30 protein-coding genes, 1 tRNA gene and 1 pseudogene are annotated in these 26,982 nt (G+C 36.2%); 6 read left to right on the top strand and 26 right to left on the bottom strand.

The window, feature by feature from the left end; genetic code table 11:
- Window positions 1-75 precede the first annotated feature (75 nt).
- The 3 genes from PECL_RS09730 to PECL_RS05165 form a co-directional block, all read right to left on the bottom strand.
- A complete protein-coding gene (locus tag PECL_RS09730; protein WP_014215538.1) occupies window positions 76-879 on the bottom strand; it encodes an LPXTG cell wall anchor domain-containing protein in 804 nt (267 codons plus the stop codon).
- Window positions 876-3,197, bottom strand: coding sequence for a BspA family leucine-rich repeat surface protein (locus PECL_RS09735; protein WP_081478606.1), 2,322 nt, complete (start codon window positions 3,195-3,197; stop codon window positions 876-878). Before PECL_RS09735 ends, PECL_RS09730 begins: the two co-directional genes overlap by 4 nt.
- A gap of 67 nt (window positions 3,198-3,264) precedes the next feature.
- Complete coding sequence (locus tag PECL_RS05165) at window positions 3,265-4,134, bottom strand: KxYKxGKxW signal peptide domain-containing protein (protein ID WP_050899572.1); 870 nt, start codon at window positions 4,132-4,134, stop codon at window positions 3,265-3,267.
- Window positions 4,135-4,744: 610 nt separating this feature from the next.
- On the opposite strand from PECL_RS05165, the gene PECL_RS05170 reads away from it, so the two are divergent.
- From PECL_RS05170 to PECL_RS10370, 4 genes and pseudogenes are all read left to right on the top strand, one after another.
- The gene (locus tag PECL_RS05170; RefSeq protein WP_014215541.1) at window positions 4,745-5,089 is read left to right on the top strand and encodes a DUF805 domain-containing protein; all 345 of its coding nucleotides are present in this window, start codon (window positions 4,745-4,747) and stop codon (window positions 5,087-5,089) included.
- 337 nt (window positions 5,090-5,426) lie between these two features.
- On the top strand, window positions 5,427-5,669 hold the full coding sequence (locus PECL_RS05175) for a hypothetical protein (RefSeq protein ID WP_041534622.1): 243 nt from the start codon (window positions 5,427-5,429) through the stop codon (window positions 5,667-5,669).
- A gap of 53 nt (window positions 5,670-5,722) precedes the next feature.
- Entirely contained in the window at window positions 5,723-6,019 is a 297-nt protein-coding gene (locus tag PECL_RS05180) for a hypothetical protein (protein WP_014215542.1), read from the top strand.
- A gap of 20 nt (window positions 6,020-6,039) precedes the next feature.
- A pseudogene (locus PECL_RS10370) lies at window positions 6,040-6,230 on the top strand (site-specific integrase); the annotation flags it as partial.
- Between the two features lie 187 nt (window positions 6,231-6,417).
- Here PECL_RS10370 and PECL_RS05185 read toward each other — a convergent pair.
- Window positions 6,418-6,491, bottom strand: a tRNA-Arg gene (locus PECL_RS05185).
- Window positions 6,492-6,610: 119 nt separating this feature from the next.
- Between PECL_RS05185 and PECL_RS05190 the strand changes: the two genes are divergently transcribed.
- Entirely contained in the window at window positions 6,611-7,123 is a 513-nt protein-coding gene (locus PECL_RS05190) for a hypothetical protein (protein ID WP_014215543.1), read from the top strand.
- Window positions 7,124-7,174: 51 nt separating this feature from the next.
- On the opposite strand, the gene folP is transcribed toward PECL_RS05190, so the two are convergent.
- From folP to PECL_RS05260, 14 genes are all read right to left on the bottom strand, one after another.
- Window positions 7,175-8,266, bottom strand: a complete 1,092-nt coding sequence (gene folP, locus PECL_RS05195; protein ID WP_014215544.1) for a dihydropteroate synthase — start codon at window positions 8,264-8,266, stop codon at window positions 7,175-7,177.
- A gap of 1 nt (window position 8,267) precedes the next feature.
- Window positions 8,268-8,870 carry a non-canonical purine NTP pyrophosphatase gene (locus tag PECL_RS05200; protein ID WP_014215545.1) on the bottom strand — a complete coding sequence of 201 codons (603 nt, stop codon included), beginning with the start codon at window positions 8,868-8,870 and terminating at the stop codon, window positions 8,268-8,270.
- Window positions 8,852-10,144, bottom strand: a complete 1,293-nt coding sequence (locus tag PECL_RS05205) for a bifunctional folylpolyglutamate synthase/dihydrofolate synthase (protein ID WP_014215546.1) — start codon at window positions 10,142-10,144, stop codon at window positions 8,852-8,854. The genes PECL_RS05200 and PECL_RS05205 overlap by 19 nt, the downstream gene beginning before the upstream one ends.
- A 15-nt stretch (window positions 10,145-10,159) precedes the next feature.
- Window positions 10,160-10,705: a GTP cyclohydrolase I FolE gene (gene folE, locus PECL_RS05210; RefSeq protein WP_014215547.1), complete on the bottom strand. Its 546-nt coding sequence runs from the start codon at window positions 10,703-10,705 to the stop codon at window positions 10,160-10,162.
- The gene (gene folK, locus PECL_RS05215) at window positions 10,698-11,192 is read right to left on the bottom strand and encodes a 2-amino-4-hydroxy-6-hydroxymethyldihydropteridine diphosphokinase (protein WP_014215548.1); all 495 of its coding nucleotides are present in this window, start codon (window positions 11,190-11,192) and stop codon (window positions 10,698-10,700) included. Before folK ends, folE begins: the two co-directional genes overlap by 8 nt.
- Complete coding sequence (gene folB, locus PECL_RS05220) at window positions 11,179-11,553, bottom strand: dihydroneopterin aldolase (RefSeq protein WP_050899576.1); 375 nt, start codon at window positions 11,551-11,553, stop codon at window positions 11,179-11,181. Before folB ends, folK begins: the two co-directional genes overlap by 14 nt.
- A 120-nt stretch (window positions 11,554-11,673) precedes the next feature.
- The gene (locus tag PECL_RS05225; protein ID WP_014215550.1) at window positions 11,674-12,213 is read right to left on the bottom strand and encodes a dUTPase; all 540 of its coding nucleotides are present in this window, start codon (window positions 12,211-12,213) and stop codon (window positions 11,674-11,676) included.
- On the bottom strand, window positions 12,214-13,140 hold the full coding sequence (locus PECL_RS05230) for a hypothetical protein (RefSeq protein ID WP_014215551.1): 927 nt from the start codon (window positions 13,138-13,140) through the stop codon (window positions 12,214-12,216). It abuts the gene before it with no gap.
- Entirely contained in the window at window positions 13,133-13,999 is an 867-nt protein-coding gene (locus tag PECL_RS05235; protein ID WP_014215552.1) for a hypothetical protein, read from the bottom strand. The genes PECL_RS05230 and PECL_RS05235 overlap by 8 nt, the downstream gene beginning before the upstream one ends.
- Before the next feature lie 152 nt (window positions 14,000-14,151).
- Complete coding sequence (glnA, locus tag PECL_RS05240) at window positions 14,152-15,492, bottom strand: type I glutamate--ammonia ligase (RefSeq protein WP_014215553.1); 1,341 nt, start codon at window positions 15,490-15,492, stop codon at window positions 14,152-14,154.
- 16 nt (window positions 15,493-15,508) lie between these two features.
- On the bottom strand, window positions 15,509-15,874 hold the full coding sequence (locus PECL_RS05245) for a MerR family transcriptional regulator (RefSeq protein ID WP_014215554.1): 366 nt from the start codon (window positions 15,872-15,874) through the stop codon (window positions 15,509-15,511).
- A gap of 83 nt (window positions 15,875-15,957) precedes the next feature.
- On the bottom strand, window positions 15,958-17,211 hold the full coding sequence (locus tag PECL_RS05250) for a methionine gamma-lyase family protein (protein WP_407946505.1): 1,254 nt from the start codon (window positions 17,209-17,211) through the stop codon (window positions 15,958-15,960).
- Window positions 17,211-18,125 (bottom strand): tRNA (adenosine(37)-N6)-dimethylallyltransferase MiaA, encoded by a 915-nt coding sequence (miaA, locus tag PECL_RS05255; RefSeq protein ID WP_014215556.1) that lies wholly within the window; start codon window positions 18,123-18,125, stop codon window positions 17,211-17,213. Before miaA ends, PECL_RS05250 begins: the two co-directional genes overlap by 1 nt.
- Window positions 18,126-18,128: 3 nt before the next feature.
- Window positions 18,129-18,863, bottom strand: a complete 735-nt coding sequence (locus tag PECL_RS05260; protein ID WP_014215557.1) for a glycerophosphodiester phosphodiesterase — start codon at window positions 18,861-18,863, stop codon at window positions 18,129-18,131.
- A gap of 82 nt (window positions 18,864-18,945) precedes the next feature.
- On the opposite strand from PECL_RS05260, the gene PECL_RS09870 reads away from it, so the two are divergent.
- Window positions 18,946-19,122: a DUF3042 family protein gene (locus PECL_RS09870; protein WP_014215558.1), complete on the top strand. Its 177-nt coding sequence runs from the start codon at window positions 18,946-18,948 to the stop codon at window positions 19,120-19,122.
- Window positions 19,123-19,324: 202 nt separating this feature from the next.
- Here PECL_RS09870 and PECL_RS05265 read toward each other — a convergent pair whose 3' ends face one another.
- The 8 genes from PECL_RS05265 to PECL_RS05295 form a co-directional block, all read right to left on the bottom strand.
- Complete coding sequence (locus tag PECL_RS05265) at window positions 19,325-21,397, bottom strand: DNA topoisomerase 3 (RefSeq protein WP_014215559.1); 2,073 nt, start codon at window positions 21,395-21,397, stop codon at window positions 19,325-19,327.
- Window positions 21,398-21,597: 200 nt separating this feature from the next.
- Window positions 21,598-22,014 (bottom strand): rhodanese-like domain-containing protein, encoded by a 417-nt coding sequence (locus tag PECL_RS05270; RefSeq protein ID WP_014215560.1) that lies wholly within the window; start codon window positions 22,012-22,014, stop codon window positions 21,598-21,600.
- 27 nt (window positions 22,015-22,041) lie between these two features.
- Window positions 22,042-23,004 carry an ROK family glucokinase gene (locus PECL_RS05275; RefSeq protein WP_014215561.1) on the bottom strand — a complete coding sequence of 321 codons (963 nt, stop codon included), beginning with the start codon at window positions 23,002-23,004 and terminating at the stop codon, window positions 22,042-22,044.
- Window positions 23,005-23,023: 19 nt separating this feature from the next.
- The gene (locus tag PECL_RS05280; RefSeq protein WP_014215562.1) at window positions 23,024-23,227 is read right to left on the bottom strand and encodes a YqgQ family protein; all 204 of its coding nucleotides are present in this window, start codon (window positions 23,225-23,227) and stop codon (window positions 23,024-23,026) included.
- Window positions 23,228-23,259: 32 nt separating this feature from the next.
- On the bottom strand, window positions 23,260-23,949 hold the full coding sequence (locus PECL_RS05285) for a rhomboid family intramembrane serine protease (protein ID WP_014215563.1): 690 nt from the start codon (window positions 23,947-23,949) through the stop codon (window positions 23,260-23,262).
- Complete coding sequence (locus PECL_RS05290) at window positions 23,936-24,511, bottom strand: 5-formyltetrahydrofolate cyclo-ligase (RefSeq protein WP_050899578.1); 576 nt, start codon at window positions 24,509-24,511, stop codon at window positions 23,936-23,938. Before PECL_RS05290 ends, PECL_RS05285 begins: the two co-directional genes overlap by 14 nt.
- Before the next feature lie 70 nt (window positions 24,512-24,581).
- The gene (gene rpmG, locus PECL_RS09875; protein WP_267878784.1) at window positions 24,582-24,746 is read right to left on the bottom strand and encodes a 50S ribosomal protein L33; all 165 of its coding nucleotides are present in this window, start codon (window positions 24,744-24,746) and stop codon (window positions 24,582-24,584) included.
- An 84-nt stretch (window positions 24,747-24,830) separates the two neighbouring features.
- A complete protein-coding gene (locus tag PECL_RS05295) occupies window positions 24,831-26,921 on the bottom strand; it encodes a peptidoglycan D,D-transpeptidase FtsI family protein (RefSeq protein ID WP_014215565.1) in 2,091 nt (696 codons plus the stop codon).
- Window positions 26,922-26,982 lie beyond the last annotated feature (61 nt).

Raw genomic sequence — 26,982 nt, forward strand, 5'->3', positions numbered from 1 at the left:
ACACCGATAAATATCATTTATCGGTGTCTTTTTAGTAACTACTAAATCCAATTTCATTTTCTTAGATAGTATAGACTACTTCTTTTTATCTATTTTACGACGTTTTGCAACTACAATTAATGCCATCATTCCTATCACTTCTAGTCCAATAATTGTTGCAACCATTTCACTATTAGTGTCATCACCCGTTTGTGGAAGTTTTTCAGAATTTAAATGACTATTCATCTCTAACCCTTTCCCTGGATTAAGCTGGTTGATCGAATTATATAAGTAAGTCATCTTTTCAGTTGAGACCCCTGTATAGTTCATTACCATACGGCTTGGATCTATCAGCGTATTCGCTGGATTAGTAGAAATACTATGACTGTTTTGGTCCAGTGTATTTCTCTTTATTGATGTGCTTAAACTCTCGCTCATTGATGTTGAATCACTCAGGCTCTCACTATAACTTGTACTTGTTGAGGTCGAAACACTCAAGCTTTCACTATTACTCGTTGAGTCACTTAGACTTTCGCTAGTGCTTGCGGAGGTTGATTCACTACCACTTAATATTGTTCTTGTTGATGTTGAATCACTTAAGCTTTCACTAGTGCTTGTACTTGCCGACATGCTTTCAGTTGTTGAAGTTGAAATACTTAGGCTCTCACTATTACTTGTACTTGCAGAGGTTGAAACACTTAAACTCTCGCTTGTTGATGTCGATACACTCTCACTATCACTTGTACTTGTTGAGGTTGAAATACTCAATCTTTCACTATTGCTTGTTGAATTACTCAGACTTTCGCTATTGCTTGCAGAGGTTGATTCACTACCGCTTGATATTGTTCTTGTTGATGTTGAATCGCTCAAACTCTCACTATTACTTGTCGAGTTACTCAAACTCTACTCAAACTCTCACTATTACTTGCCGAGTCACTTAAGCTTTCGCTATTGCTTGCTGAATCACTCAAGCTTTCGCTATTACTTGTGGAATCACTCAAGCTTTCGCTATTGCTTGTGGAATCGCTCAAACTCTCACTATTACTTGTCGAGTTACTCAAACTCTCACTATTACTTGCCGAGTCACTTAAGCTTTCGCTATTGCTTGTCGAGTCACTTAAGCTTTCGCTATTACTTGTGGAGTCACTCAAGCTTTCGCTATTGCTTGTGGAATCGCTCAAACTCTCACTATTACTTGTCGAGTTACTCAAACTCTCGCTTGTGGATGTGCTTAGGCTCTCACTATTGCTTGCTGAATCACTCAAGCTTTCGCTATTACTTGCTGAATCACTCAAGCTTTCGCTATTGCTTGTGGAATCACTTAAGCTTTCGCTATTGCTTGCCGAGTTACTCAAACTCTCACTATTACTTGTGGAGTCACTCAAGCTTTCGCTATTGCTTGTGGAATCGCTCAAACTCTCACTATTACTTGTCGAGTTACTTAAGCTTTCGCTATTACTTGCCGAGTTACTTAAGCTTTCACTATTGCTTGCCGAGTTACTTAAGCTTTCACTATTGCTTGCCGAGTTACTTAAGCTTTCGCTATTACTTGTTGAGTTACTTAAGCTTTCACTTGTACTTGTTGATGTCGAATCACTCAAGCTAGCCAAGTCCGAAGCACTCATACTTTCAAAACACTTGCGATACGTTGCACTCAAAACCTGGCTTAAGCTACCCGATGCAGAAGCACTACCACTCAAACTATTAACAACATTTTGGGACAAGGAAACACTGTTACTTAGTGAGCTACTTACTGAACCAGAAAGACTAACTGTATTTGAACTTGTGCTACTACCAGTACCGGACGAAGACAAGGATATACTAGCATTCGTAGACTGGCTCAAACTCATGCTTTGAGAGCTGTCAGTACTTATGCTCCCACTGGCGCTTACGATAGCACTATTAGACAAACTATCAGAATAAGAACCACTTTGGCTTACCGAACCACTTAAGCTCTGCAATCCTGACGTACTCAATGATTCACTTGTCGTTACCGAGGCATTACTAGTTGAGATGTGGTAAACAACATTAAACACATTACTGCTTCCTGCTGCATATACAGCATTTTGTGCACCGTTAAATGAAACGTAATATCCAGAAATAGTTGGAACAGTTGCATTTACAGCCGTTCCTGGCAGTCCCATTGAAGTTACCGTTGGTGACAACGTATTTCCGTAAATATCCGTGTAGTTTACTGTTGCAGTAATGTCGTTTTGAATTACATAAGTTGTTGGTACCGCAACCGCATTAGTTACAACTCCTGTTCCAGTGGCCGTCGCACCAGTTGGATACGCTGCTGTCCCACTTCCAATTGCCTGCCAATTTCCAGTCGAAGTATAGGTTGTTGGTCCAACTGCTGTTTGAACATTTGCCTGTGGGCTTGCCAATCCAGAAGTAGAAAAGTTAACTAAACCAGGTCCAACAGATATTTGTTCAAGCCCCGTCAATCCGTCTAAGGCCAAAGTAGCATCCGTCACCTTACTCGTATTCCAGTTTGATAAGTTTAACATGGTTAGAGCCCTATCATACTGAAACATAGCATTCATATCTACTACATTACTTGTATTGAAATTTGATACATCTAATGTGGTTAATGCCAAATCAAGCTGAAACATACCCATCATAAAAATTACATTTTTTGTATTGAAATTTGATACATCTAACGCAGTTAAAGAACTATCGTCAGCAAACATTGTGGACATACTAGTTGCATTGCTTGTATTAAAATTTGATACATCTAATGCGGTTAGGGCACTATCATTCTGAAACATATTACCCATGTTAGTTACATTGCTTGTATTAAAATTTGATACATCTAATGCGGTTAAAGAACTATCATTTTGAAACATGGCAGCCATGTTAGTTACATTACTTGTATTGAAATTTGATACATCTAACGCTGTTAAAGAACTATCACCGTAAAACATATCCATCATATTAGTTACATTACTTGTATTGAAATATGATACATCTAACGCTGTTAGAGAACTATCACCGCTAAACATATTATTCATATCTGTTACATTGCTTGTGTTCCAACTCGATAAATCTAGCGCTGTAAGAGAACTATCACCACTAAACATCCACTCCATAGTAGTTGAATTACTTGTATTAAGATTACTTATTCCAGTTATCGTTGTTAACGCCTGTAAATCCGAAAAAAGACCATAAGAATTTGCATTTGCAACAACCCCGCTATTAATAACGATTGATTTTATAGTAGTATTAGCCGTATCATTAGTCCATTTACCAGTCGTTCCTGACCCAAGTGTTCCGCCATTACCATCAGACCCTAACCGTCAATACCCCGTTGCTGTCCAGCGTCCATGCAACCGTCCCGTAAGTACCAGAACTCACTATCGTAGCCGCCTGCGCCACCATGGCCATTCTTACCATTGCTAACTTTTTGGTTGCACTTGATGAACTACCACTAGCAGCTACCGAAGAAGTATTGGCAACTGAACTAACAGCTGCAGAAGCAATTTCACTATCAACTAAAGATACTGCGCTCGAAGTTGCTGCGCTTGAAACATCAGTGTTTAACGAAGATGATGTCGCATCAGAAGTTGCTGAACTAGTAGTTGCATCTGGGGATGAATCTGCTGCAACCGCGCTACTTATACCGTCAGAAGTGATTGCACCAGACGAAACTGCAGAGCTAGCCGATGAGCTTGCTGTGCTACTGGAACTATTTTCAGTAGCTTGTTGGTCACTTGCTGTTGAACTAGTAGCAGACGCAACATTTGTCGCCGAACTTGATCCTGACGTTGTACTTTCAGCAGAATTAGCCGCTGAACTAGCTGTACTTGTATCTGAAGATGCGGAACTTGCAGACGATGAGTCTGTTGCACTCGCACTGCTTGAAGTAGAACTGCTATTGCTTGAACTAGTGGCACTTGATGCAGCTGCACTCGACTCAGCGGGAATTACCGCACTATCCTGTGTAGCCAGCACATCATTATCCTGAACATCCTTAGTTGCTGTTGAACCGGTACTCAAAGAATCCGCATGTGCACCGATTGCATTTTGCCCACCTAAAAAGCCAGCGACCGTCGTTATTCCCGCAAACATCCATTGGCGTCCAGCTTTATACATCTTGTAGTGGTTCTTTGTGTTACTATTTGTTGCCTTATGATTATTTCTCCAAAAAGACATCCCTATTCCCCCATTTGAGCTCAATCCCCTAAATAATATTTAGAGTTCAGCATTTTAGTTGGTCAACATTCAACACTAATGTAAGTTAAAACTACCGCATGTTAATAAACTACATATTATCTTAGCTTAATATCTTTGTTGAAAATCTAGGTTGTTCCAAAAATAATTCCCAATTATTCACGATTTTTCAAAAAATTTAAAACTCTTTTCGATGCAGGTAAACTAAAAACACTGCATGCTATTCTCGTAATTTTAAAGGTCACTAAGACGTAATCAAAAAGGCAAATTTAAAAACATAACTAAGAACAACCAGCTTACACAGCCCAAGCTTATAGCAGTCAGTTAAATTAAACAAGTAGATTATGAAAAAAATATTAAATTAATTTTCTCATATAACATCTAAAATAAATCATCCTTTCATTTAGTGATAGTACTTGATTTAGCTTAATAATTAGAACAAAAAGCTCAGTATTATCCCTTCCAAAATGTAAGCACTTTATGATATAATCTCATAAGCTTTAAAGCTTTCTAATGTATCTTTAATTTTAGCTCAATAGAAAAGCCTACGAGCAAACGTGATCCTCGTTAAAAGCTGCTAACGGGGGTAATTATGATTGAATCATATCAGCGTTTTTGGAATAATATTACAAATTTTTCAGATACAGCAAGTCGACTGGATTACTGGTGGCCAGTAATTATTAACTACATACTTGGAGTAATCTTGGTATTTTTGGTCAACGCCGCCACTGGTCATGGCATTTATAACCTTGTAAATGTCGGAGCATATATAATTGCAGCAATTATTTGGCTTGGTACATTATCAGTTAAAGTACGTCGTCTACATGACATTGACCACTCCGGTTGGTGGATATTAATTAGTTTTGTACCATTCATTGGTACAATTTGGTTTTTCATATTAATGGCATTACCTTCTAAACAAAGTCGTTGGAGCTAGTACAGGCAAGAGCGTTAGTGGGCTTCTATGTCAAAATGTGGTCATTTTGTAGAATAAATTTGGCGTTCTAACACAGTTCTATAAAATAAAGGGCTCCATAATATTTATGTGTTGGTGAAAAAATTCATCAACACTATTTTTTGCATATTAAAAGATATGTTCTTTTACACAACAATTTCGTCGGTGAAAACTAAATTGAAAACGGTGCAAGAACACTCCCTTATTTGGACATCACACAAAATTTCTTCCTTTAAAAATTACACGTACAAAGATATTCTATAGTATAGTTTAGTAAAACTAATATCAGGTTGAATACATAATTGGAGGAGTGCATATCATGAATAAATTACTAACACTTAGTGTAATATCTATGTCTTCATTTACACTTGCTGCATGTGCAAATGGTAATAATGCATCAAAAAAAGTAATGTTAGATCTTCAAAAAAGGAGTCTGTATCTGATAAAAAGCAGGATAGTGAAAGTTCTTCTAAAGGATCATCAAGTGAACAATCTTCAGATCAGAATTCATCTTCAAATCCAGAAGATGTCTCTACTTCTGTTAACAAATCAGAAATTTTAAGTGGTAATTATAATTCATTGGATGGCACCTGGACAAACTCGCATGGTTATAAATTGGTCTTTCAGGACGGAAAAATCACTGCCAATGTTGACAATAGTAATCAAACTTTTTCACTAGCAAATCCAACTGAATCACAGAATACAGTTTTTGTTGCATTTACACCTGCCCCTAAGCCTGACGGTATGTCCATCATGATTGCAACAAAAGGTACTGAAGTTGACAGTGGATCTGGTGACGGAACTATCACCAGCAAAGATCGCATTATTATGGGAAATAACGGTGGAGCTACACTGTTCGCATCCGAAGATAATGGTGGGGCTTCAGATACTGCATACTACAGGAACAACTAGATTTACTATTATGAGCACTCGTAGCATATCTTTACTCGCAGGGAATCGATATTTACGCGATATCTAAACGACTTGGGCATTCTAATATTTCTATTACAATGTAAGTTATGCTTATTTGATTGATGAGAGCAAAAAGGAAAATAACCTAAAAATTTTAAATAATTTAAATAATATTTTTATTTCTCCTTCAAAAAAGCAAAATGCAGTATAGGTTAAAGACACTCTAAAAAGTATTTTTATGGGATTTTTGTGGGATTTCTTTTAAAATGTGGGCATTTTGTGGGATAAAATTTTACGTTCTAGTGCTTTCTAGTGTAAACTTTTAAAAAACAAAAAGTCACAAACGCCGTTATAAAGGCATTTATGACTTTTTGTAAATGTTCTAGTGTGAACTATTATGAACCGGGTGAGATTCGAACTCACGACCGTCCGCTTAGAAGGCGGATGCTCTATCCAGCTGAGCTACCGGTCCATATCTAAAAATTATAGAAAAAAAACTTAATATTGTCAATTTTAATATTGAATTACTTTCATATTTTTTTAAATTTGTTATGATTGTTAGTAGTAAAAACGAGATGGAGATGACTTGTAATGAAAAAAATAGTTGCTTTGGCTGCCCCGCTTTTGGTACTCATACTTTTCCTCGCAGGATGCGTTCATAACAAAGTATATGCAACTGTTGTTATTACACCACAAAAATACGATCAGATCATGAATGACAAGAGAATGATCAATGCTACAATCAAGGATTTAAATAAGTTTAATCCCGAAAAGCCTAGCACCAAGTCAGATATAATTGATGCTGTAAAAGAGATGGAAAACAAAGGTTCAAAGAATTTAAGTAAAACAGATAAAGTTAAATTTAGGGCTTTACTTTCAGATAATAAAAAGGGAATAAACGGAATGGTTTCCCATTCCTATGAACATCGTTTAGGCTTTGATGATGACGTTACTGGTCGCATTAGACATAATATGTTAAGTGCCATTAGACTTATGTCAAAATCTATCACCTCAAATAAAAGTGATCAGGACAAAATATACAAACAATTTATTGACGACACGGGTGCAGAAACAAAATTATACAAAATGAATGATAACCAATAATATTTTATATTAAAACGTCGTAGGTTCTGGCCGAACCTACGACGTTTTTTCTTATGGCTTAAACCAATAACCAATCTGAATTGTTTTTAACATTTTAATGAGTTGAACAGTCTCTTCAATATCGTGCACTCGTAAAATGCGTCCTCCGCTTAAAAACATAGAACTTTCTGCAACCAAGGTAACCGCTAATCTATCCTCACGCTCTAAGCCAAATAACTTTTTTCCAAAGCCTTTTCGCGAAATTGCAATAATTATTGGCCGCTTAAAATCCAATAACTGGTTTATATTACGCATCATAGCATAATCTTGATATCCGTCTGCAACTGTTGCATAACCGATTCCTTGATCAAGTGCTATTCGCTCTTGATCAATTCCTGCTTCACTTATTTCCTTCAGATTCCCCTCAAAAAAAGCATGAACTTCATCAGTCAGATTGTCGTAGTCGTTACTTCGATTACTGTGCATTGATAATAATCCTACCGAAGAAGCTGCTAGTAAATCTAATTTTCGACTGTCATCTGTAAATCCGTTCACATCATTAATAATATCGACGTAATCAATTGCAGCTTTCATCACAGGAAACTTATACGTGTCAATTGCTAGTGCTACACCCGGGAAACGCCCTTTAATTTCTTTTAAATATGGAACAGTTCTCTCAATTTCCGTCTCAGGTGAGATTTCCTTAAAGCCGGGTTTGGTCGTTTGCCCACCAACTTCAATAATATCAACTCCAGCTTCAATCATTTTTTCAACACGTGATATCACAGACTGCATATCAGTATATCTTCCACCATCATAAAAAGAATCAGGGCTTGTATTTAACACCCCATAGACCAATGGATTAAACTGGGTTTCTCTGGTAAATCGCCCATATTTCCAAACCACTTGATGCTCTTTAATGATATTTTGAAAACCGGCATCTGTTGTGAATGTCTCAAAAAGTTTTTTTGAAAAAATTTGTAACGCGGCAATTGGCAAGGCAAACTGTTTTTCTTCAAAAACACTATCAAATTTGCTAATTAGTACACGCAGCTTATTTTCCTCATCATGTCCAATATCTTCAACCTTAATTAAAACCAATTGATTAGACTTAAAAATATTTTGAGCTATTTTGGACTCCAAATTAATCTCGGTAAATTTCATTTTACTGTTCCTCCAACTGATCTGCCATTTGTTTCACTGCAATTGCTCTATGCTGCCACTTTAAACTTTCCTGTACACTCAATTCTGCAAAAGTTTTACCCAGTTTTGGCACAAATAATAGTGGATCAAATCCTTGGTTCAAGTGATGGCTCGGATATTTAACAAGTTCCCCTGTAAAAGATCCATGAGAAATGTATACTTTTCCTGCTGGTGATAAGACTACTAAAGCGGTCCTCATCGTGATCGCCCTATCCCCACTTTTATCTGTAATTTGTACTAAATAATCGTTTAACACGTCATCGTCATCAAAATTCGTTTCCTGACGTAATTGACGAGCAGTTAAAATTCCGTATTTGTTAGGAAATGCATGGAGCTCCATTCCAGAATCATCCGCTACAATCCACTCTTTAGGTAACTTATGCTGCAAAAATTGAGCTTTTATTAACGCATTGTCATAATATGAGCTCTCTCCTTCAACAGGAAATTCAACCTTTTCAATTAGATCCCTATACCAAACTGCGGCTATATTAAACGCCTTAAAAAAAGTAATTAACTCTTCACTTTTAATTTTGTTATTTGATGCAATTATAAGTCTTTGATCCACTTTTTAAACTCCTTTACGACATAAAATGAGCCAGCCACCACAATTACATCATCCGGCGTGGACTTTTCAATCACTAAATCTAATTCATCACTTGATTTAAGGAAATGAGCATTTTTAAAAACTTGTTTTAGCAAATTAGCTTTCAGACTTCTAGATTGATTGTCAGCCTCAATCAGAAAAATATCATCTGCATATTCCGCTATTATTTTACTCATCTTAGCATAATCCTTATCGGCCAAAACTCCGAAAACAACTCTTATCTTTCCTTTTTCTGCTGTCTCCTTTTTAACCGATTTTAATAGGTTACTTATGCCATCAACATTATGCGCGCCATCTAAAATCACGGTTGGATTCTCTTGCAGCACTTGATAACGAGCAGGAATTGAAAAAGATGCCAAAGCTTTGTTTGAAAGGTCACGATTAATCTTCCAACCTTTGAAATTCAAATAGTCTAATATACTGAGCAAGGTTGCCACATTATTTTTTTGATACAATGCTCCTGATTTTAAAGAAATTGATGATCCAGCAATTTTACTTTCGCGATCACTCATTTCAAGATGGGTGAAATTAAAATTATTAATCTTCATTCGATCGTTTTCAACGATAACTAGATTCGAATTAAATTCCGCTGTACTTTTTTTAACAATTGTTTTTACCATTTTGAATTTTTGGGGTGCTAAAATAACCGTTTGATCAGGCCTAATTATTCCAGCTTTTGCTTCTGCAATCTTTTTAATCGTCTTCCCTAAAATATTAGTATGATCATAGCTAATGCTGGTAATCACAGTTAATAAACTTTGTTGAATAATATTCGTTGCATCTTCGGTTCCTCCGAGACCAACTTCTAAAATCACTAAATCTACTTTTTCTCGAGCAAAGAAACACAATGCAATTAAAACAAACCACTCAAAAATACTAATTTTCTCACTATCTTCTCTTTTAATTTGCTTCTTAATAGAGTTAAATTCCTGAGTGAAAGCCTGTTGTGAAATATTGATATGATTGACAGAAATTTGTTCTAAATCATCCCAGATTGCTGGACTCGCAAAATGCCCTACTTTGTATCCATTCTTCTCCAGCACTGTCGCTGTCATTTCGCCTGTAGATCCTTTTCCATTCGTTCCGGCAATATGAATAATAGAATAGTTTAGGTCTGGATTTCCAAGGTCTTCCAATATTCCTTTTAACCACTTAATACGTTCTTCCCCACCAAATGACATTACATTTGGCATTGATTTAATAATTGTATGATATTCATTTTCCTTATTTTCCATTTAAATCCCCAAACATTAATTCAAAAATTCACTTCTCATTATAGAATCGCTTTTAAATATTCCTTGAAATTTAGTAGTGGTTGTCTCTTCACCCTGTTTATTTATTCCACGCATTTCCATGCACATGTGTCGCGCGGTAATCTTAACCGCAACCCCCTTGGGATTCAAAATTCTATTCATCTCTGTTATTAGCATACTGGTCATATTCTCCTGTACGTTCGGTCTTTTTGCGACAAAATCTACCAGTCTTGGAATTTTGGAAAGTCCAATAATTTTTCCATTGTTTGGCACATAGGCTACATCCACAGTTCCAAAAAAGGGGAGTAAATGATGCTCGCACATTGAATAAAATGGTATATTCCGAACTACTACAGTTTGATCATCATCATCAATATCAAAAAGCTTAAAATCATTAAATTGTTGATCATTAGTATGCGCAAATATTTCATTAAAAGCCTTAGCAACCCGTTTCGGCGTCTCTTTTACGGATGAACGTTCTGGATCATCACCGATTGCTTTTAATATGCTAGCAGTTGCTTTCTCGATTTCACTATTATTCATCTGTTTTTCCCCCATATATCTGAACGTTATTCTGATCCATCGTCGCTTTTAAAAGATCGCCAACCTCATACTTAAAATCGCCCTTTGCAATTTCATATAGCGGAATTAACACAAATTTTCTATTCTTCATTTCGGGATGTGGTACCTGTAAAACCGTATTATTGATTGTTTTTCCACCATAGTACAGAATATCCAAATCAATTGTCCTTGGTCCCCAATGAATTTTCCTGACCCTATGTAATTTTGCTTCAATTTTATGCAGGTAGTCTAGTAAATCTTCAGCTGACAATGTTGTTCTAAAGTAAACAGCAATATTTAAAAAATCATCTTGTTTTACACCGCCAACAGGTTCAGTCTCATAAAAATTAGACATTTTAATATCTTTAATATTAGAATTCTCTCGTAATAATTGAACTGCCCACTCTAAATTTTCTTCACGATTTCCTAGATTTGAACCCATACTTAAATATACGTCAACTTCTCCCATTATCTCTTCCACCCTCAACTTCAATCTCGACGTTATCAAAAATTCCGGCAATTGGAGCGGAATATTTTCTAATACGAAGCTTTATGTGTTCTAACGTTGGATAATTTTGCAAAAGCTCCGACAATAAATGATTAGCAACGCTTTCAATTAAATTATAACTGTGAGAGTTAACAAACTTCTCAACTGTTTTGAACACATCAGAGTAGCTTACTGTCTCTTTTAAATCGTCATTTCTAACATTATTTTCAATTGGATACGTCATTTCAACATCAATTTCTAATCGTTGCCCAAGTCTTTTTTCCTCAGGATGAACACCGTTAAAAGTATATAGGTTTATATTATTAATATTAATTTTTCCCAATTTATTCACCTCAAACTAATCTCAAAATCACTAAAAACTTTTATATACATATAGAGACCAGATCAAAACATTGTTTTGTCCGGCCTCTATATGTATATACTATTTAATTTAAACCTGTAATCAGTAATTATTTTCCTGTCTTTTATAATTAATCGTATTTTTATTAAAAAAAGCCTCTTCCATCTGTTTTGGTGTAAATTTCAATCCATTCAGACAAAATTTAATAAACAGGTGCCAAGCATGTTGATAATCAGTGCTTCGATTATAAGAATATGCGCCAAATAACATTTTTTTAATATTCAAAAAAGTCTTGGTCAAATTCATTTTTCGGGAATCATTTTGATAAGCATCAATCTCATGTTCCTCAATTACAATCAAATGATTCCATTGATTCAAGTAAGCTAACAAAAGGAAAAAATCCATCACATCTCCAACTTCATTAAGTACGGTTTCATCCACTGTTAGCCCTTCATCGTGCTTTCCAGCATGTGTTTTCCAAACCTTAAACCATTCTGAAGTATTTGCAACCTCTGACAACTCAGTATCAAGCGCCAAATAACAATTCTCAATCCTTTCATCTATGCTTTCTTGTAGATTGTGTTTTTCCCGAATCTGCCGGTCTAAATCAACCGAAGTTTTTAACATTTTTGCCCAATCCATTTAAATCACCATCTTCAATTTTAGTTCATTTATGTTTCTAATATACCACTCACGAATAAAATCGTATGAATTTAAAATTGCAAAGAGCGATTGCTTTTCTCCATCATCCGTAACTTTGAAAGCCCATTGGTGAGTATCCGAATCCACCTCAATAATTTTAAAAGTAGCGTTCTTTAGTTCAAGATAACCACCTTCAACTTTATCATCATTCATAAATACAAGACCATGTTTAGACGACGCAACAAATAGTTGATCCAAAATATTTTTGTTTAAACCGGACTGTTTGAATAAATATGTCTTAGCATTTCGAGCATCGAACATATTAAAATCAACTTTAAAATCATAAACATTTTCTAAAATGCTTCCAAACTGACTAAATAAAGCAATTTGATCTTTAAATGCTTCCGATTGCTCTTCGTTGCGATTCAAAAAGTATAGATCATTAATCGTATCAGTATCAAAGCTCATTGTCCTTTTTTTTAGGTTTAACACAAATAGTTGACGATTAGTTTGCTCCTCAACATACTTAGCTTGATCACTGTCAGCGTGAAACCTAAATTCCTGATCTGATCCCTTCCAAGTATGTCTTAACTGTTCATGACCATTTGATTCCTGAATTAATAGACTCAATTTAGTTGGCATATTTTGTAATTCAATTAACCGCGTCATAAATACCAGGTAGTAGTCGCTTGGCTCAAACTTCTTGGGAAAAACCACAAAATCACTATCTACTTTAAAACTAAATAAATCACGGGCCGAGGATAACAATGAGTCATATTCTGTTGTTGTGATTAAAGTTCTAAACAGCTTAGCATAATCGTCAGCATGTTTAAGTCCTGCTTCATAGTTATCACGATATGTAAGTAAACGACCTGTTAGTTGTCGCTCCTCAACTGTTGTTTCGGTTTTCTCACTAGAATTATTCACTATCCTTCACCCCACTATTTCCAATCAAGCTAGACATATAGTCAACATACAAGCTGTCGACATGATTACTAAAATCGCCAAAATTTTTGAACTTAAGCAACACTGCATTACGCTCATAACTTAAAATAGTATCTTCCTTAGATAATTCTAAAATCTTTTGCTCATTTTCCGTTATTTTACGTGGTGCGTCTTTAGCTCCTTCATCTTGACTAGCAAGTTCGGATAATTGTTTTTGCAGGTTCTCACGATCTTCCTTAACCTTATTAGACTCAAAAAGGCCACCTTTTTCGGATAGTTCAGCTTGTTGTGCACGTAGTTTCTTGCGCTTTTCATCGCGTTCTTCTCGTCCATCGATAATCTTTTGTAAAGCATCGTTTTCGGTAGTTAAGGCATTAATCTTCTCAATATTATAAGTTTTCTCATCTTCAGCAAGCTCAAAAGTTTGTTTTAATTTTGCAAGTTCAGTTTGGTCAAAAATAAAATCAGTATTTAAAACATCTAATTTTCCAAACAAACGTCGATCCCACCAATTTCCCAAAAAGACGGCGAACTCACCCTTTGAAACTTCCCGATAGTAAAAAAATGGGAAGGTTTCAATTAGGTATTTTATGAAATTTTCACTAAGAAAGGCCGACAGTTCAATGCGTTGGTCTTTTACTAAGTCAAAAGGATTATCTCCATACTTTAAATCAAAGCTTGGAGAAATTTCATCACGATAGCGAACAGGATTCAGCATTTGATAAACCGTTAAATCATCGTGCTCTGAAATCGCCTTTGCGAGATCAACGATGTAGTTATCCTTATTTTCTAAATTTTGAAGCAGCAAATCTCGATCTTGTACCTTTTGTTCCTCTGCCATAGTATTGTCCACTCCGTTTCTTATATTACTAACTACATGTTACAAAAAAAAAAGGTATAAATAAAGTAATGAATTGTATAAAAATAAAAAATACCTTTAGACCCGCAACTTTACGTGCCCAAAAATATTTTTCTTTCCTATTATTTTAATTCTTAAAACATTTCTAAATATTGATCTCGTTCCCATTGCGTTACTTCTTGACGATATGAAGCCCACTCGAGTTTTTTTGCTTCCAAAAAGCTTTGATATATATGTTCTCCCAATGCTTTTTTCATAATATCATCTTTTTCAAATTCCTTTAAAGCATTGTGCAAGGTCGATGGCAAATCTGTAATATTTTCTTCGGTACGCTCTTCTAAGTTCATCCGATAAATATTGCGATCAACTGAATCATCGGGTTCAATCTTGTTTCTAATACCATCAAGACCAGCTTCCAATACAGCCGCAATTGCCAGGTATGGATTAGCAGCTGGGTCCACACTACGTACTTCAAACCTTGTGGAAGCTCCTCTACTACTTGGTACTCGCACTAAAGGTGATCGATTAGAACCTGACCACGCAACATAAACTGGGGCTTCAAATCCTGGAACTAACCTCTTATATGAATTAACAATTGGATTGCAAACGGCCGTAAAGCTACGCGCATGTTTTAACAAACCACCGAGGAACCAGTATGCCTTCTGCGATAATTGTAGTTCACCCTTTTCATCGTAGAATGCATTTCCTGAGCCATTAAATAATGACATATTTAGATGCATTCCTGAGCCATTAATACCATCCATTGGTTTAGGCATGAAAGTAGCATGTAAGTTATACTTACGTGCAACGGTCTTAACCACTAGCTTAAAAGTCTGAATATTGTCAGCTGCTTTCAGTGCATCAGCATACTTAAAGTCAATTTCATGTTGCCCCGGAGCCACTTCATGATGAGATGCCTCAACATCAAAGCCCATATTCTCAAGTTCCAAAACAATATCTCTTCGACAATTTTCTCCTAAATCCATTGGTGCCAAATCGAAATAACTTCCAGAATCATTTAAATGAGTCGTTGGTTTACCGTTCTCATCCAGTTTTAAAAGAAAGAATTCAGGTTCTGGTCCAATATTAAAATCGGTAAATCCTTCTGCCTTCATATCCTCTAAAACACGAATTAGATTATTACGAGGGTCACCAGCAAACGGTTTCCGATCACTTGTATAAACCTCACAAATAATTCTTGCAACCTTTCCATGTTCATTGCCCCAAGGGAAAACCATCCAAGTCGATAAATCTGGATATAAATACATATCACTTTCTTCAATCCGAACAAAACCATCAATAGAAGAACCATCAAACATTAATTTATTGTCTAACAATTTATCTAACTGGCTGATTGGCACCTCTACATTTTTAATCATTCCAAATAAATCCGTAAACATCAATCTTAGAAAGCGAACATTCTCTTCCTTAACCATTTCTCTTATGTCTTCTTCGGTGTATGTACGACTAGCCATATGTATCTCCTTTATATTATTTTATTCGATTCGATGGAAGTTGCGCGCCTGATTCATCTGACAAACGTCCAATTTGGAGCATCTCATCTCTTAGCAACTGGCGAATTTCACTATCTGAAAGTTCCTTTTTTATAGTTTGTTTACCATCATAGATATTTTTTATATCCGCAATATTTAGTCCATCTGAAATATAATCTTGAATCTCAAGAATCCTATCAACGTCGTTCAAAGAATATAGACGTCTATTCCCCTCACTGCGCGCTGGAAAAACTAGTTCTTGTTCCTCATAATATCTAATCTGGCGTGCCGATAAAGAAGTTAACTTCATAACTGTACCAATCGGTAGAACCGACATGGAACGTCTTAGCTCTTTTTCACTCATATAACCATCCCTCTTGCTAATGTCATAATTCTACCAATTTTAGTTATGAGGGTCAAGTTTTCATGTTACATTTTATAACATCACTAAAAAAACGTTGCTTGAACGGCCGAGGTAATTGCGATTTTAACTTGCGAATAAGTTAAGCCACCCTGAATATATAACGTGTATGGCGCTCTAATCGGTCCATCAGCAGAGAACTCAATGCTTGCGCCCTGCACAAATGTTCCCGCTGCCATTATCACTTTATCTTCGTAACCTGCCATGTCTGACGGTTCAGGTTTTACATATGAATCAATGGGTGAATTTTTTTGGATCATTTGGGCAAATTTAATCATTGATTCTTTTTTACCAAAATTAACTGATTGTATTAAATCAGTTCGCGCATCATTCCATTTTGGTGAAACAGAAACGCCACACTCTTCCAAAATTCCACTTTCAAAAATTGCACCTTTAATTGCTGCCCCTGTGACCTCTGGAGCCATAAATAATCCTTGGAACATTCTTCGTAAGCTGCCTAGGGATGCACCTTCTTCTTTTCCAGCTCCAACATTGGTTAAGCGATTGGCTACTAAATTGACCAACTTTTCTTTTCCGACTACATATCCACCCGTTTGAGCAATTCCACCACCAGCATTTTTAATCAACGAGCCGGCCATAATATCTGCTCCTACTTCAGTTGGCTCCAAAGTTTCGGAAAATTCGCCATAACAATTATCTATAAAAATATATACATTGGGGTTTATTTGTTTTATTTGTTCTATCATTTCTTTTATTTCAGCAACGGTAAAACTAGATCTAGCAGAATATCCACGAGACCGTTGAATGGCCACAACCTTAACGTCTTCAGTCAGTTTACGTTGAAGCTCCTGATAATTAACTTTTCCTTTCTCATTTAAACCTACATAATCGAACCCTATTCCAAAGTCTTTAAGTGAACCTTGCCCTTTTTCCCCAACTATTCCTACAACTTCTTGAATAGTGTCGTATGGCATCCCTGTTGCATATAATAATTTATCTCCCGGACGTAAAATTCCAAAAAAGGTCGAGCTAATCGTATGTGTACCCGAGACAAACTGAGAACGCACCAACGCTGATTCCGTTTTAAAAATATCGGCATAAACTCTTTCTAAAACATCTCGCCCAATATCATCATAACCATATCCTGTTGTGCCGTTTAAATGTTCCTCTGCAACTTTTTCTTTTTGAAATGCTTCCAAAACTTTAGCTTGATTAAAAGTAACCTGGTCATCAATTTCATTCAATTTAGTTTGAATCTTCATTTCAACACTAGAAACAAGTTCCCTGACTTCTGGTTTAAAACGTTCTTTCCAATCCATCATTTATTCATCCATTCCTTTATTAAATTATTCATTCTTTTTTGATCATTATCGGGCTGCAAAATTAAATCAAACCAGTTAGTATCCATCTTATTTCTAAACCAAGTTAGCTGACGCTTAGCATAATTTCTAGAATCTTTTTTTATAAGCTCCAAAAGTTCTGGAAAACTAATTTGTTGATTCCAATATAAAGGCCACTCACGGTAACCAATTCCCTTTTGCGGTTGTAATTCATTACCTTGTTCAAACAGCCATCTTGCCTCTTTTTCAAGACCAGAATCAATCATTTGATCAACCCTTTGATTAATTCGATCGTACAACAAAGGACGTTCTGTATTTAATCCAATGACCAAACTGTCAATATTAATCGCATGTTGCGGTTGTTCTGAAAATTTATTTCCAGTTAACCTATAAACTTCCAATGCTCTAATTAGGCGTCGTTTCCCACCAAGCGCAATTGAATTAGCACTATTGGGGTCTACTTTTAATAACTCTTCTCGTAATACCTCTTCACTCAAATTATCTAAACTTAACCGTAAATTCGTACGTTGGCTATCCAGATTAAAATCACCACCCAGCTCCAGATTATCAACTAGGGCTTTTAAATAAAAACCTGTGCCACCAACAATAATCGGCAATTTATTTCTTCCTGAAATTTCCGTAATCAATTTATTGGCATGTTGCTTAAAATCCTTTGCAGTAAATCCTTCGTGAACGTTATTAATATCAATTAGATGGTGTGGAACCGTTAGTTTTTCATCTTCGCTTACTTTAGCTGTCCCAATATCCAATCTACGATAAATCTGCATTGAATCCCCAGAAATTATTTCACCGTCCAAACTTTGTGCCAGTTTAATTCCTAACGCCGTTTTTCCCACAGCCGTTGGGCCAGCAATTATTAAAGCTTTATTCATTATTCACTCTCCCTGAATTGATTTTCGAATACTTAACCCTCGTTCAGGAAAATCTGTAATGATCCCTTTAAAATGATGTTTAAAACAAAACTCCATATTATCTTCAGAGTTAACTGTCCAAGGCCTTATTTCCATCCTAGGTAAGAACCAGCGATGGCTTCTCACCCATGCAATGCTTGGATGCCAATCTTGTATAACATTTTTCTTCGCAAATCTTTTTGCTGATGCCGTTCTCAACTTGAATAAACTTGCTGTTTCAATTGTTGGCTGAATAGCATGTATTTTTTTTATCGATTTAGGATTAAAACTTGAATAAACAAGATGAAATGGATAATCAATGCTGTCAAAATAATTGGCAACTTTTTCTTCTAATCCAGGATATCCAAATTTGTCAGTCTTAAATTCAAGGTTGAAAACTCCCGTATAATGACTTTCAATCAATAGATGAACCACTTCTTGAAGAGTCGGGATCCTAGTACCGAGGTAGTTTAAGCCGAAATATGATCCCGCATCTAACTCCTTCAATTCTTTTAGAGTCATGTCATATACTCTGCCGGTACCATTAGTTGTTCTGTTTACCGTTTCATCATGAATAATTATTAATTCACCATCTTTAGACAGATGTACATCAGTTTCAATACCATCTGCACCGGCTTCAATTGCTTTACTAAATGCCGGTAATGTATTTTCTGGACGCAATCCCTTGCTCCCCCTGTGTGCAATAACTTGAGTAATCATATATTTTCTCCAAAAATCTATTTCTGGTATTTTATTCCCATACAGCGCATAATTAGCCTATAAATGAAAAGGAGTGACTGTGATGAGTAAATTTTTTAAGGGTTTTGTTTTTGGAACATTTTCAACTTTAGCTGCAATTGCTGGTTCTTTATACGCATTTCATCAAATTGTAATTCAACCAATTGAGGATCAGGAAAATCGAGCGGCAGAAAACAAGCGTCGGGCACAACGAAAACAACTTTCTGCTCACCATAACTAGTAATCAATGTTTATTGTAACCTAAATAACAATTAACAACATCGTTGAATGATATTCATAGTTTATATTTAACTAACTTTTCAAATCAATGATAATATTCCAACTTTCATCAAAGTAAAAATCCACTAATTTATGATTCGATGCTGGTGTCCTAAATATTAACTCTTAGGTATCCTTCATCAATACACTTGTTAGTGGATTTTTTATTTTTCCATTGCTTTTTTCATCGCAATTGCTAGTGGACTTTCTTCCGGATCTTCATTATTAATTTTGCTTAGTAATTTTCGCTCTTCTTTTTTCGAGATTTTTTTCTTACGTTCTTTTTTATCCAACATTTTCTCAGTGGTTCCATCATTCAGACAGCGAAAATAACTCTGACCATTTTTTTCAAGAATTACCATCTTTTTATGACATTGTGGGCAACGATGATTCGATACCTTGGGATCTTTACGTCTGCGATAGCCACAATGTGAACAGGTCAATATTTTCCCATCTCGTGAATTTCGTTCTTTTAGTGCATATCCACATTCTGGACATAATTTATTTGTCACCCCAAAATCTCGGTACTCAATCTCACTAGTTTTTATTTCACTCACTAATCTTCTAGTTTCTTTTTCAACATCTTTAACAAAATCCATATAATTTACTTTTCCATGGGCAATCGATTCCAGAGACTTCTCCCACTTACTTGTTAAATCGGGCGAAGCCAAACTTTTATTAACAAGTTTTAAAAGTTGTTGTCCCTTAGGGGTGGTTATTAGCGCTCCATTCGTTCGTTTCACTAATTCACTTTGGGTAAGCTTTTCTATAATTTCGGCACGAGTTGCAGGCGTCCCCAACCCAAATTTTTCCATTTTTCCAAGTAATGTTCCCTCTGTTAATGGCTTAGGAGGTGTTGTTAACTTTTCTTTAATTATAAACTGGCCCTCAATTTGTTGCTTAAGCTTTAATTGAACCTTCGTTTTTTTAGTTTCGGTTTCCAAGTCAAACCGCCATCCCGGTTTAACAACTCTAGTTTGTTTAAAAACAAATTTTGCAGATCCAAAGCCAATCGTTGTATTGGTTGTTTCAGTTATAAATTTTTCCGCAAATAAGCCCAAAAATCTTTTTTCAATTAAACGGAAAATTCGAAGTTCATCTGACGATAACTTTGCTGGTTGAACTGATTCTTCGGTCGGAATAAGTGCGTAATGATCTGTAACTTTTTGATCATTAAAAACAGACCTCTGAACAATTTTCGCTCCCCGTCTAAGATATGCTTTTGCTTGTGAATCAAAGCCACTAAGGGCAGACAAACGTTCTTTTAGAGTATCCTTAATATCTGTTGATAAATACTTAGAATCAGTTCGAGGATAACTAACAATCTTATGCACTTCATAAAGGGACTGAACAATCGACAAAGTCTTCTTTGCAGAAAATGCATACATACTATTTGCCGTTCTTTGTAACTCGGTTAAATCATATGGTAAAGGTGCATCCTGCATATTTTGTTTTACTTTTAAATCCTCAACTAGCCCGCTCTTTTTTTGCAACCCCTGTACTACTTTTTCTGCCTGTTCCCGTGTTTCAAACTGTTCGGAATTTTTCAATAGCAAATCCGCCGTCTGCCCTTGATATACTAAATAAATTTTATAAAATTTATGTGGTCTAAAAGAATTTATTTCTTGTTCCTGCTTCCATATAAAGGAAAGAGTTGGCGTTTGTACACGCCCGGCAGAAAGATTATCTTTATATTTTGTAGTTAAGGCTCTGGTTACATTCAATCCTACCAGCCAATCTGCTTTTCCACGCGCTAAAGCAGAAGCATACAAATCGTCAAATTGTTCAGCAGGCCTTAAATTTGAAAAGCCCTCACGAATTGCCTTAGTTGTTTGTGAGGAGATCCATAATCGTTCAACTGGTTTATTAAAACGTATCCATTCCAAAATATAACGTGCAACAGCTTCTCCCTCGCGTCCAGAATCAGTGGCAATAATTGCACTTTCAACGTCAGTTCTTTTAGCTAAACGGCTAATTGCCTTTAATTGTTGCTTTGTTTTCGGTAACGGTTTAATTCCAATATTTTTGGGGATAATTGGAAGATCGTTTAAATCCCAATTTTGCCAATCTTTATTAATATCTTCGGGTAGTTTTAAAGTTAGGAGATGACCATAAGCCCACGTAATTATGTAGTTATTTCCCTCATAGTACGTTTTATTTTTCTGTTCAACTCCCAAAACTCTTGCTAAATCAGTTGCTACACTGGGTTTTTCAGTAATAATTAGTTTCTTCTTCATTGTTTATCTCCATTTTTTAAATATTCCAGATAATACATTTAAAATGTTTAAAGCAAACTTAGGATTCAGATAGTAAAACGCGAAAAAACAAATCCCGAACAATGAACAAAAATCATCATCATTCGGGATTTGCACTTACCAATTTCTATATGGAATTGTCTATTATTAATCGTACTAAGCTAACCTAGGAAACGTTAAACTTAATATTTACTTTTCTTAGTTTTACCTTCCCAACGTTCAAAACCAGGACGTAAAATCGAAATATTTGTAAAATCATTCTTAGAAAGAAGCAAGGCAGCTCTACCACTCAGTGTTCTTCCCTGGTCATATAGATAAACTGGTAAATCAGCGCGCAACTCTTGCAAACGATTCTTCAACTGAGAATAGGGAATATTACGGGCTCCCATGATATGTCCAGCATCAAAATCACGTTTTTCACGCAAATCAATTACCTGAGCCTTCCGCATTCCGGCCTGAAACTCTTCTTCATCTAACATTTTTGAAATTCTACTACGCTTCCACATCAAGTATCCCTGGTATGAAAAGAAACCAATTAACGCAATGATAACAATGATATTTAACCATGCACCACCACTCAAACTTGCACCAATTATCATTTACATTCACTCCTCAGTCTTAACAAATTAAGCAAAAGTACGGGCAAGTGAAGCAGCTCCAATAACCCCAGCATCATTACCAAGACGTGCCAATTTTAATTCTGTTGAAGTACGAACTGTTGAAAATGCAAATTGTTGAAAATAGTCATTAACCCGATCTAATAAAAACTCACCAGCGGCAGAAACCCCACCACCAATAACAATGCTTTCAGGGTTCAAAGTATTACCCAAGTTACCAAGTGCTAATCCAAGGTAATAAGAAACTCGGTCAACTACACGTAAAGCTAACGGATCACCATCTTTAGCAAGATCAAAAACAAGTTTAGAAGTAATATCTTGACCATCATCAGCTTGTTGCTTCAAGGTGGACTCACCAGAAAATTCTTCAGCAAGATCACGAGCAACATGAACAACCCCCGTTGCACTAGCGTATTGTTCTAAGCATCCACGTTTACCACATGTACACAAATATCCATTAGGTTCAACGGTAACATGACCAATTTCTCCAGCTGCACCAGCTTTTCCGTGCAATAATTGGCCACCAGCAATCAAACCGCCCCCGATACCAGTTCCGAGTGTAACGAATGAAACGTCATCTCCGTTTTCACCAGCGCCTTTCCATCGTTCACCCAAACCAGCCACATTAGCATCATTATCAACGGCAAACTTAATTCCAGTGCCTGCTTCAATATCGTCCTTCACGTTTTGTGTTGTTTTCCAATTTAAATTGAAAGCACCAATAACGGTCCCTTTATCGCGATCTACCGTCCCTGGAGTTCCCATCCCAATTCCAACGAACTGAGACTTATCCATTTTATATAAATCAATATGATGATTAATTGATTCAATAATATCTGGTACGATGTGTGACCCTTCATCTAGAATGTTTGTTTCAACGCTCCATTTTTGTTGAACTTCACCCTCAAGCGTTAAAATAGCGAACTTAATAGTTGTCCCACCTAAATCTACGCCAATTAATTTTGAATCCATAATCCTACTTCCTCCAAGTCTATTTTTCTCGTTTTTCTTCCTCATGGTGCTCATGCCGTAACACAAGCTGTGCTTTCACAAAGGTTTGATCATCAACAACGCCCGCTTTATGTAAATTCTTAAGTTCCAGGCTCATCAATTCAATATCCCATTTGCGTTTTCCAACATATACATATATTCCAAATTGTTTTAAAAGTTGCTGCACGTCATATAAATTTTTCATAACACCATCTCAATTAATTTACCAAATTATCACTAAAATGTAAACGCTAAATCAGTTAATACAACCGTAAATCCAACCAAAATAACTAAACTTCCGACTCTTTTCCACATAGAAATTTTCCCAATCTTTGGAAATCCGATTATAAACCCTAACAAGAACCCTGCTAGGACACCTCCTAAATGTGCAGCAATATCCACATCGGGACCCAGAAAACCACCAATCAATCCCAAAATCGTGAAAATTAGCATTTGTTGTCCCATCTGAGCTAAGTATGGCACACTTCGAAAAGTAATAGCTAACATTAGCCAAACGCCAATTATCCCAAAAATAGCACCGCTAGCTCCCGCAGATATTGTTTGTGGATTGGCAAAGTATAAGCTTACCAAATTGCCAAAAACACCAGCAAGAAGGTATGTAGCAAGAAATTTCCAATGTCCCATTATAGCTTCTAAAATTCGTCCTAAGAAGTATAAAGTTACCATGTTCAAAACTAGATGTTCAATACCAATATGAATAAACATAGAGGCAAAAATAGAAAAATAGTCGCTACCGTTCTTGATTGACTCAGGCACCATCGCCCCGTACCGTATTAAATTATTTATATTTGTTGTTCCGCCCGTGACAGACATCAACAAAAAAACAATCACATTAACTATAACCAATATATTAGTTACAAAAGCCCCTTGAAACCAACTTTTAATTCTGTAATTAATCGGTTGCATATTGAAGTCCTCCAGTAGAACAAATTATCTTTATTGGTACGTCAAAATCGTTAACTTTCCATTCTGGAAGCTTAAATAATTGCTCTTCAAAAGCTAATGCCATTGTTATCCCTTTAAAATTAGCTAAATATCGATCATAGTAGCCGGCTCCAAAGCCAACCCTAAAGCCATCCCTACTTTCAAAAGCAACTCCTGGAACTAGCATCAGGTCAATCTGATCACTCTCATAAACAATACCATTAGTAGGTTCTAAAATCCCAAATACCTTGGGTTCTAAAATCGTATCAGCATCCAGCCTGACAAACTCCATGGTTCGCTCATCATCGTTATATGTTCTAGGAATAACAATGGTTTTATTAATTTTTTTTGCTTCCTGAATAAGTGCATCGGTGCTAAATTCATGTACTTGACTAAGCGTAATCCCGACCACTTTACTTTGCACCCACTCATTACTATTGAATAAATATTTAGAGATGATCTTCTCTTCTTTTTGTTTAACAGTTTGATTAATCTTTTCTAAAGCTCTAATCTGCCTTTGCCTAAAATCTCTTTTGCTAAGCAAACCCATCATCTCCTAATCGCCTAGAAAAACAAAAATCCGAGACAAATTGCTTTGCCTCGGCCTTGTTTGCTTATTTTGTTTCGCGGTGTAAAGTTACTTTACGATCGCGTGGGCAATACTTGTTCAATTCCAAACGATCTGGATTATTACGCTTGTTCTTGCTTGATAAGTATTGACGATTATGGCATTCTGTACATTCCATTGTAATGTGTACTCGCATCGAAACAACCTCCATAAAGTCTCAAAAATTGAATTACTGCTTGTAATCCGTTAACAAATATTAATACTACCACGTTTACAATTCAAAAGCTAGTTATCTTTATCTACTATTTAAGTTTTGTGCTGCACTTGTTGAAGTTGACTTAGTTGGATTTACTAATGTTGACTTCGATTGCACTGTATCCCAGTACGCCTTATAAATCTCTTTTGCAGCATCCATATTGTTACTCTCTGCGTCTAGACCTAATCCTGGCAATGCAAGTGCTACTACCACTTGTGGATCATTAGAAGGCGCAAATGACGCTAACGAAAGGGTCACAGTTTGGTGTCCATTAGTTACGGTTTGGGCTGTACCTGTCTTAGCAGAAATACCTGGACTAATTCCAGCAAGTGGGCCTCCTGTTTTATATTGATTATTACCATGTACAACATCATATAACCCTTGTTTTACAAGTGCTCGTTGTGCATCAGTTTCTTTAACATAGTTCATAATTTGCGGACTTGTGGATGATTGAACCGGCCCCAATTTACCATCCTTATCACTACTTCGAATTTGAGAAACTATTCGTGGAGCAATTCGGTAACCACCATTTGCAATGGTAGACATATATTGAGCAATTTGAATTGTTGTATAAGCATCGTAATTACCAAATGACAAATCTAAAGCCTTACCAATATTAGCCATTCCACTTGGTCCAATCAGTCCAGAAGATTCCCCTGGGATATCAACACCAGTATCAGTTCCCAAACCAAACTGTTGAAAATACCCACGCATTTTATTGAATACGTCAGGGTTCATCGAGGCAAGCCCCTTACCAGGCGCATACGTGAATCCGCCCTCTTTCATTGCTAATTGCATCATATACGAGTTAGAAGAAACCTGTAAGGCACTGGCTGCATTAACACTCATATCAGCAGAACCAGTTGGATTAAACCAAGAAGATTTTGCTCCAGTTCCTGCTAATCTTATAGGTTCATCAGTCAAAGTATTATTTTGAGGCGTTATTACCCCATCCATCAATGCCCCAGAAACCATGGCACCCTTAATTACGGAACCCATTACAATTGGTTCATTGATCGTTCCAAGGGGATTTGTCGTGATTTTTCCTGTTGATGGATTACGGTTCACTCCAGCCAAAGCAATAATCTTCCCAGTATTAGGATTCATTACTACTGCATAACCGCCAGTCGATTCACCGCCAGCACTCTGCGATGCATCGTGCATAATTTGTTGAACCTTTGACTGAAATTTTTCATTAATAGTTAAAATAAGGTTATCACCTTTTTTACCGGCATACTGCTTAACACGCTTGATTATTTTACCACTACCACTTAATTCCAAAGCAGTTTGCGACTTAGAACCACGTAATACTGGCTCATATTGCTGTTCTAAATAACTTTGTCCCACGCTATCATTACGAGCGTAACCTTCTGCCAATAAAGTATTCAACTGGTCACTTGGCAGACCTGACTTGGAGTTTGAAACTGTTCCCGTTAGCGCCTTAACTCCATCGCCAGCTGGGTAGCTTCTTGACCAACTAGTACCTATCTTGACTCCTGGCAAGTCGGATAAATGTTCACCAATTTGTGAGAGTTCTGTGCTGGTTACACCATCATCCTTAATATAGGTTGTAGAAAGCTGATAAGCACCGTTCATGATAGTAAAAATTCGAGCACTGTTCATCTGAGCATTTGATATTTTAGAATCATCTTTGATTACCAAATCGGTTGCTGCATTTAACAACGCCTTTGATGATAACTCATTATGGTCTTTCACTCTATTTTCATATTTTTCTAAGGTGTCAGTATCCGCAAGTAAATACGTAGCTATATTTTGTTTGCTTAATTCCATATCATCTGCTTTTAAATATTTCCCTAGATTATTAGCAGTTCGATACATATCGGCAGGCATTGTCCCAACGTTTTTAGTGTATAAAACCGCCTGATGAGCTTCATTACCAACTAAAACCTTGCCAGTTGAGTCATAGATCATCCCACGTTGAACATTATCAGTTTCAACCGTGTTATCCGTTCGATCAACTTCCGCCTGAAACTTAGAACCATATAAAATTTGCAAATAGCCAAGTTGCCCTACTAGAAGAAGCAAGAGTGCAAAAACTGTAAAGAAAATTAAATTTAGGCGAAAAGGTAGTTCTTTTTTTCGTTTAAAATTGTTATTGGAATTTTTCAATGCTAACTTCCCCTTTTAAATCACTTAACACATCATACCAAAAAAAAACGCACCTTACTAT

Source organism: Pediococcus claussenii ATCC BAA-344, assembly GCF_000237995.1.
In the GTDB taxonomy this organism is placed as follows: domain Bacteria; phylum Bacillota; class Bacilli; order Lactobacillales; family Lactobacillaceae; genus Pediococcus; species Pediococcus claussenii.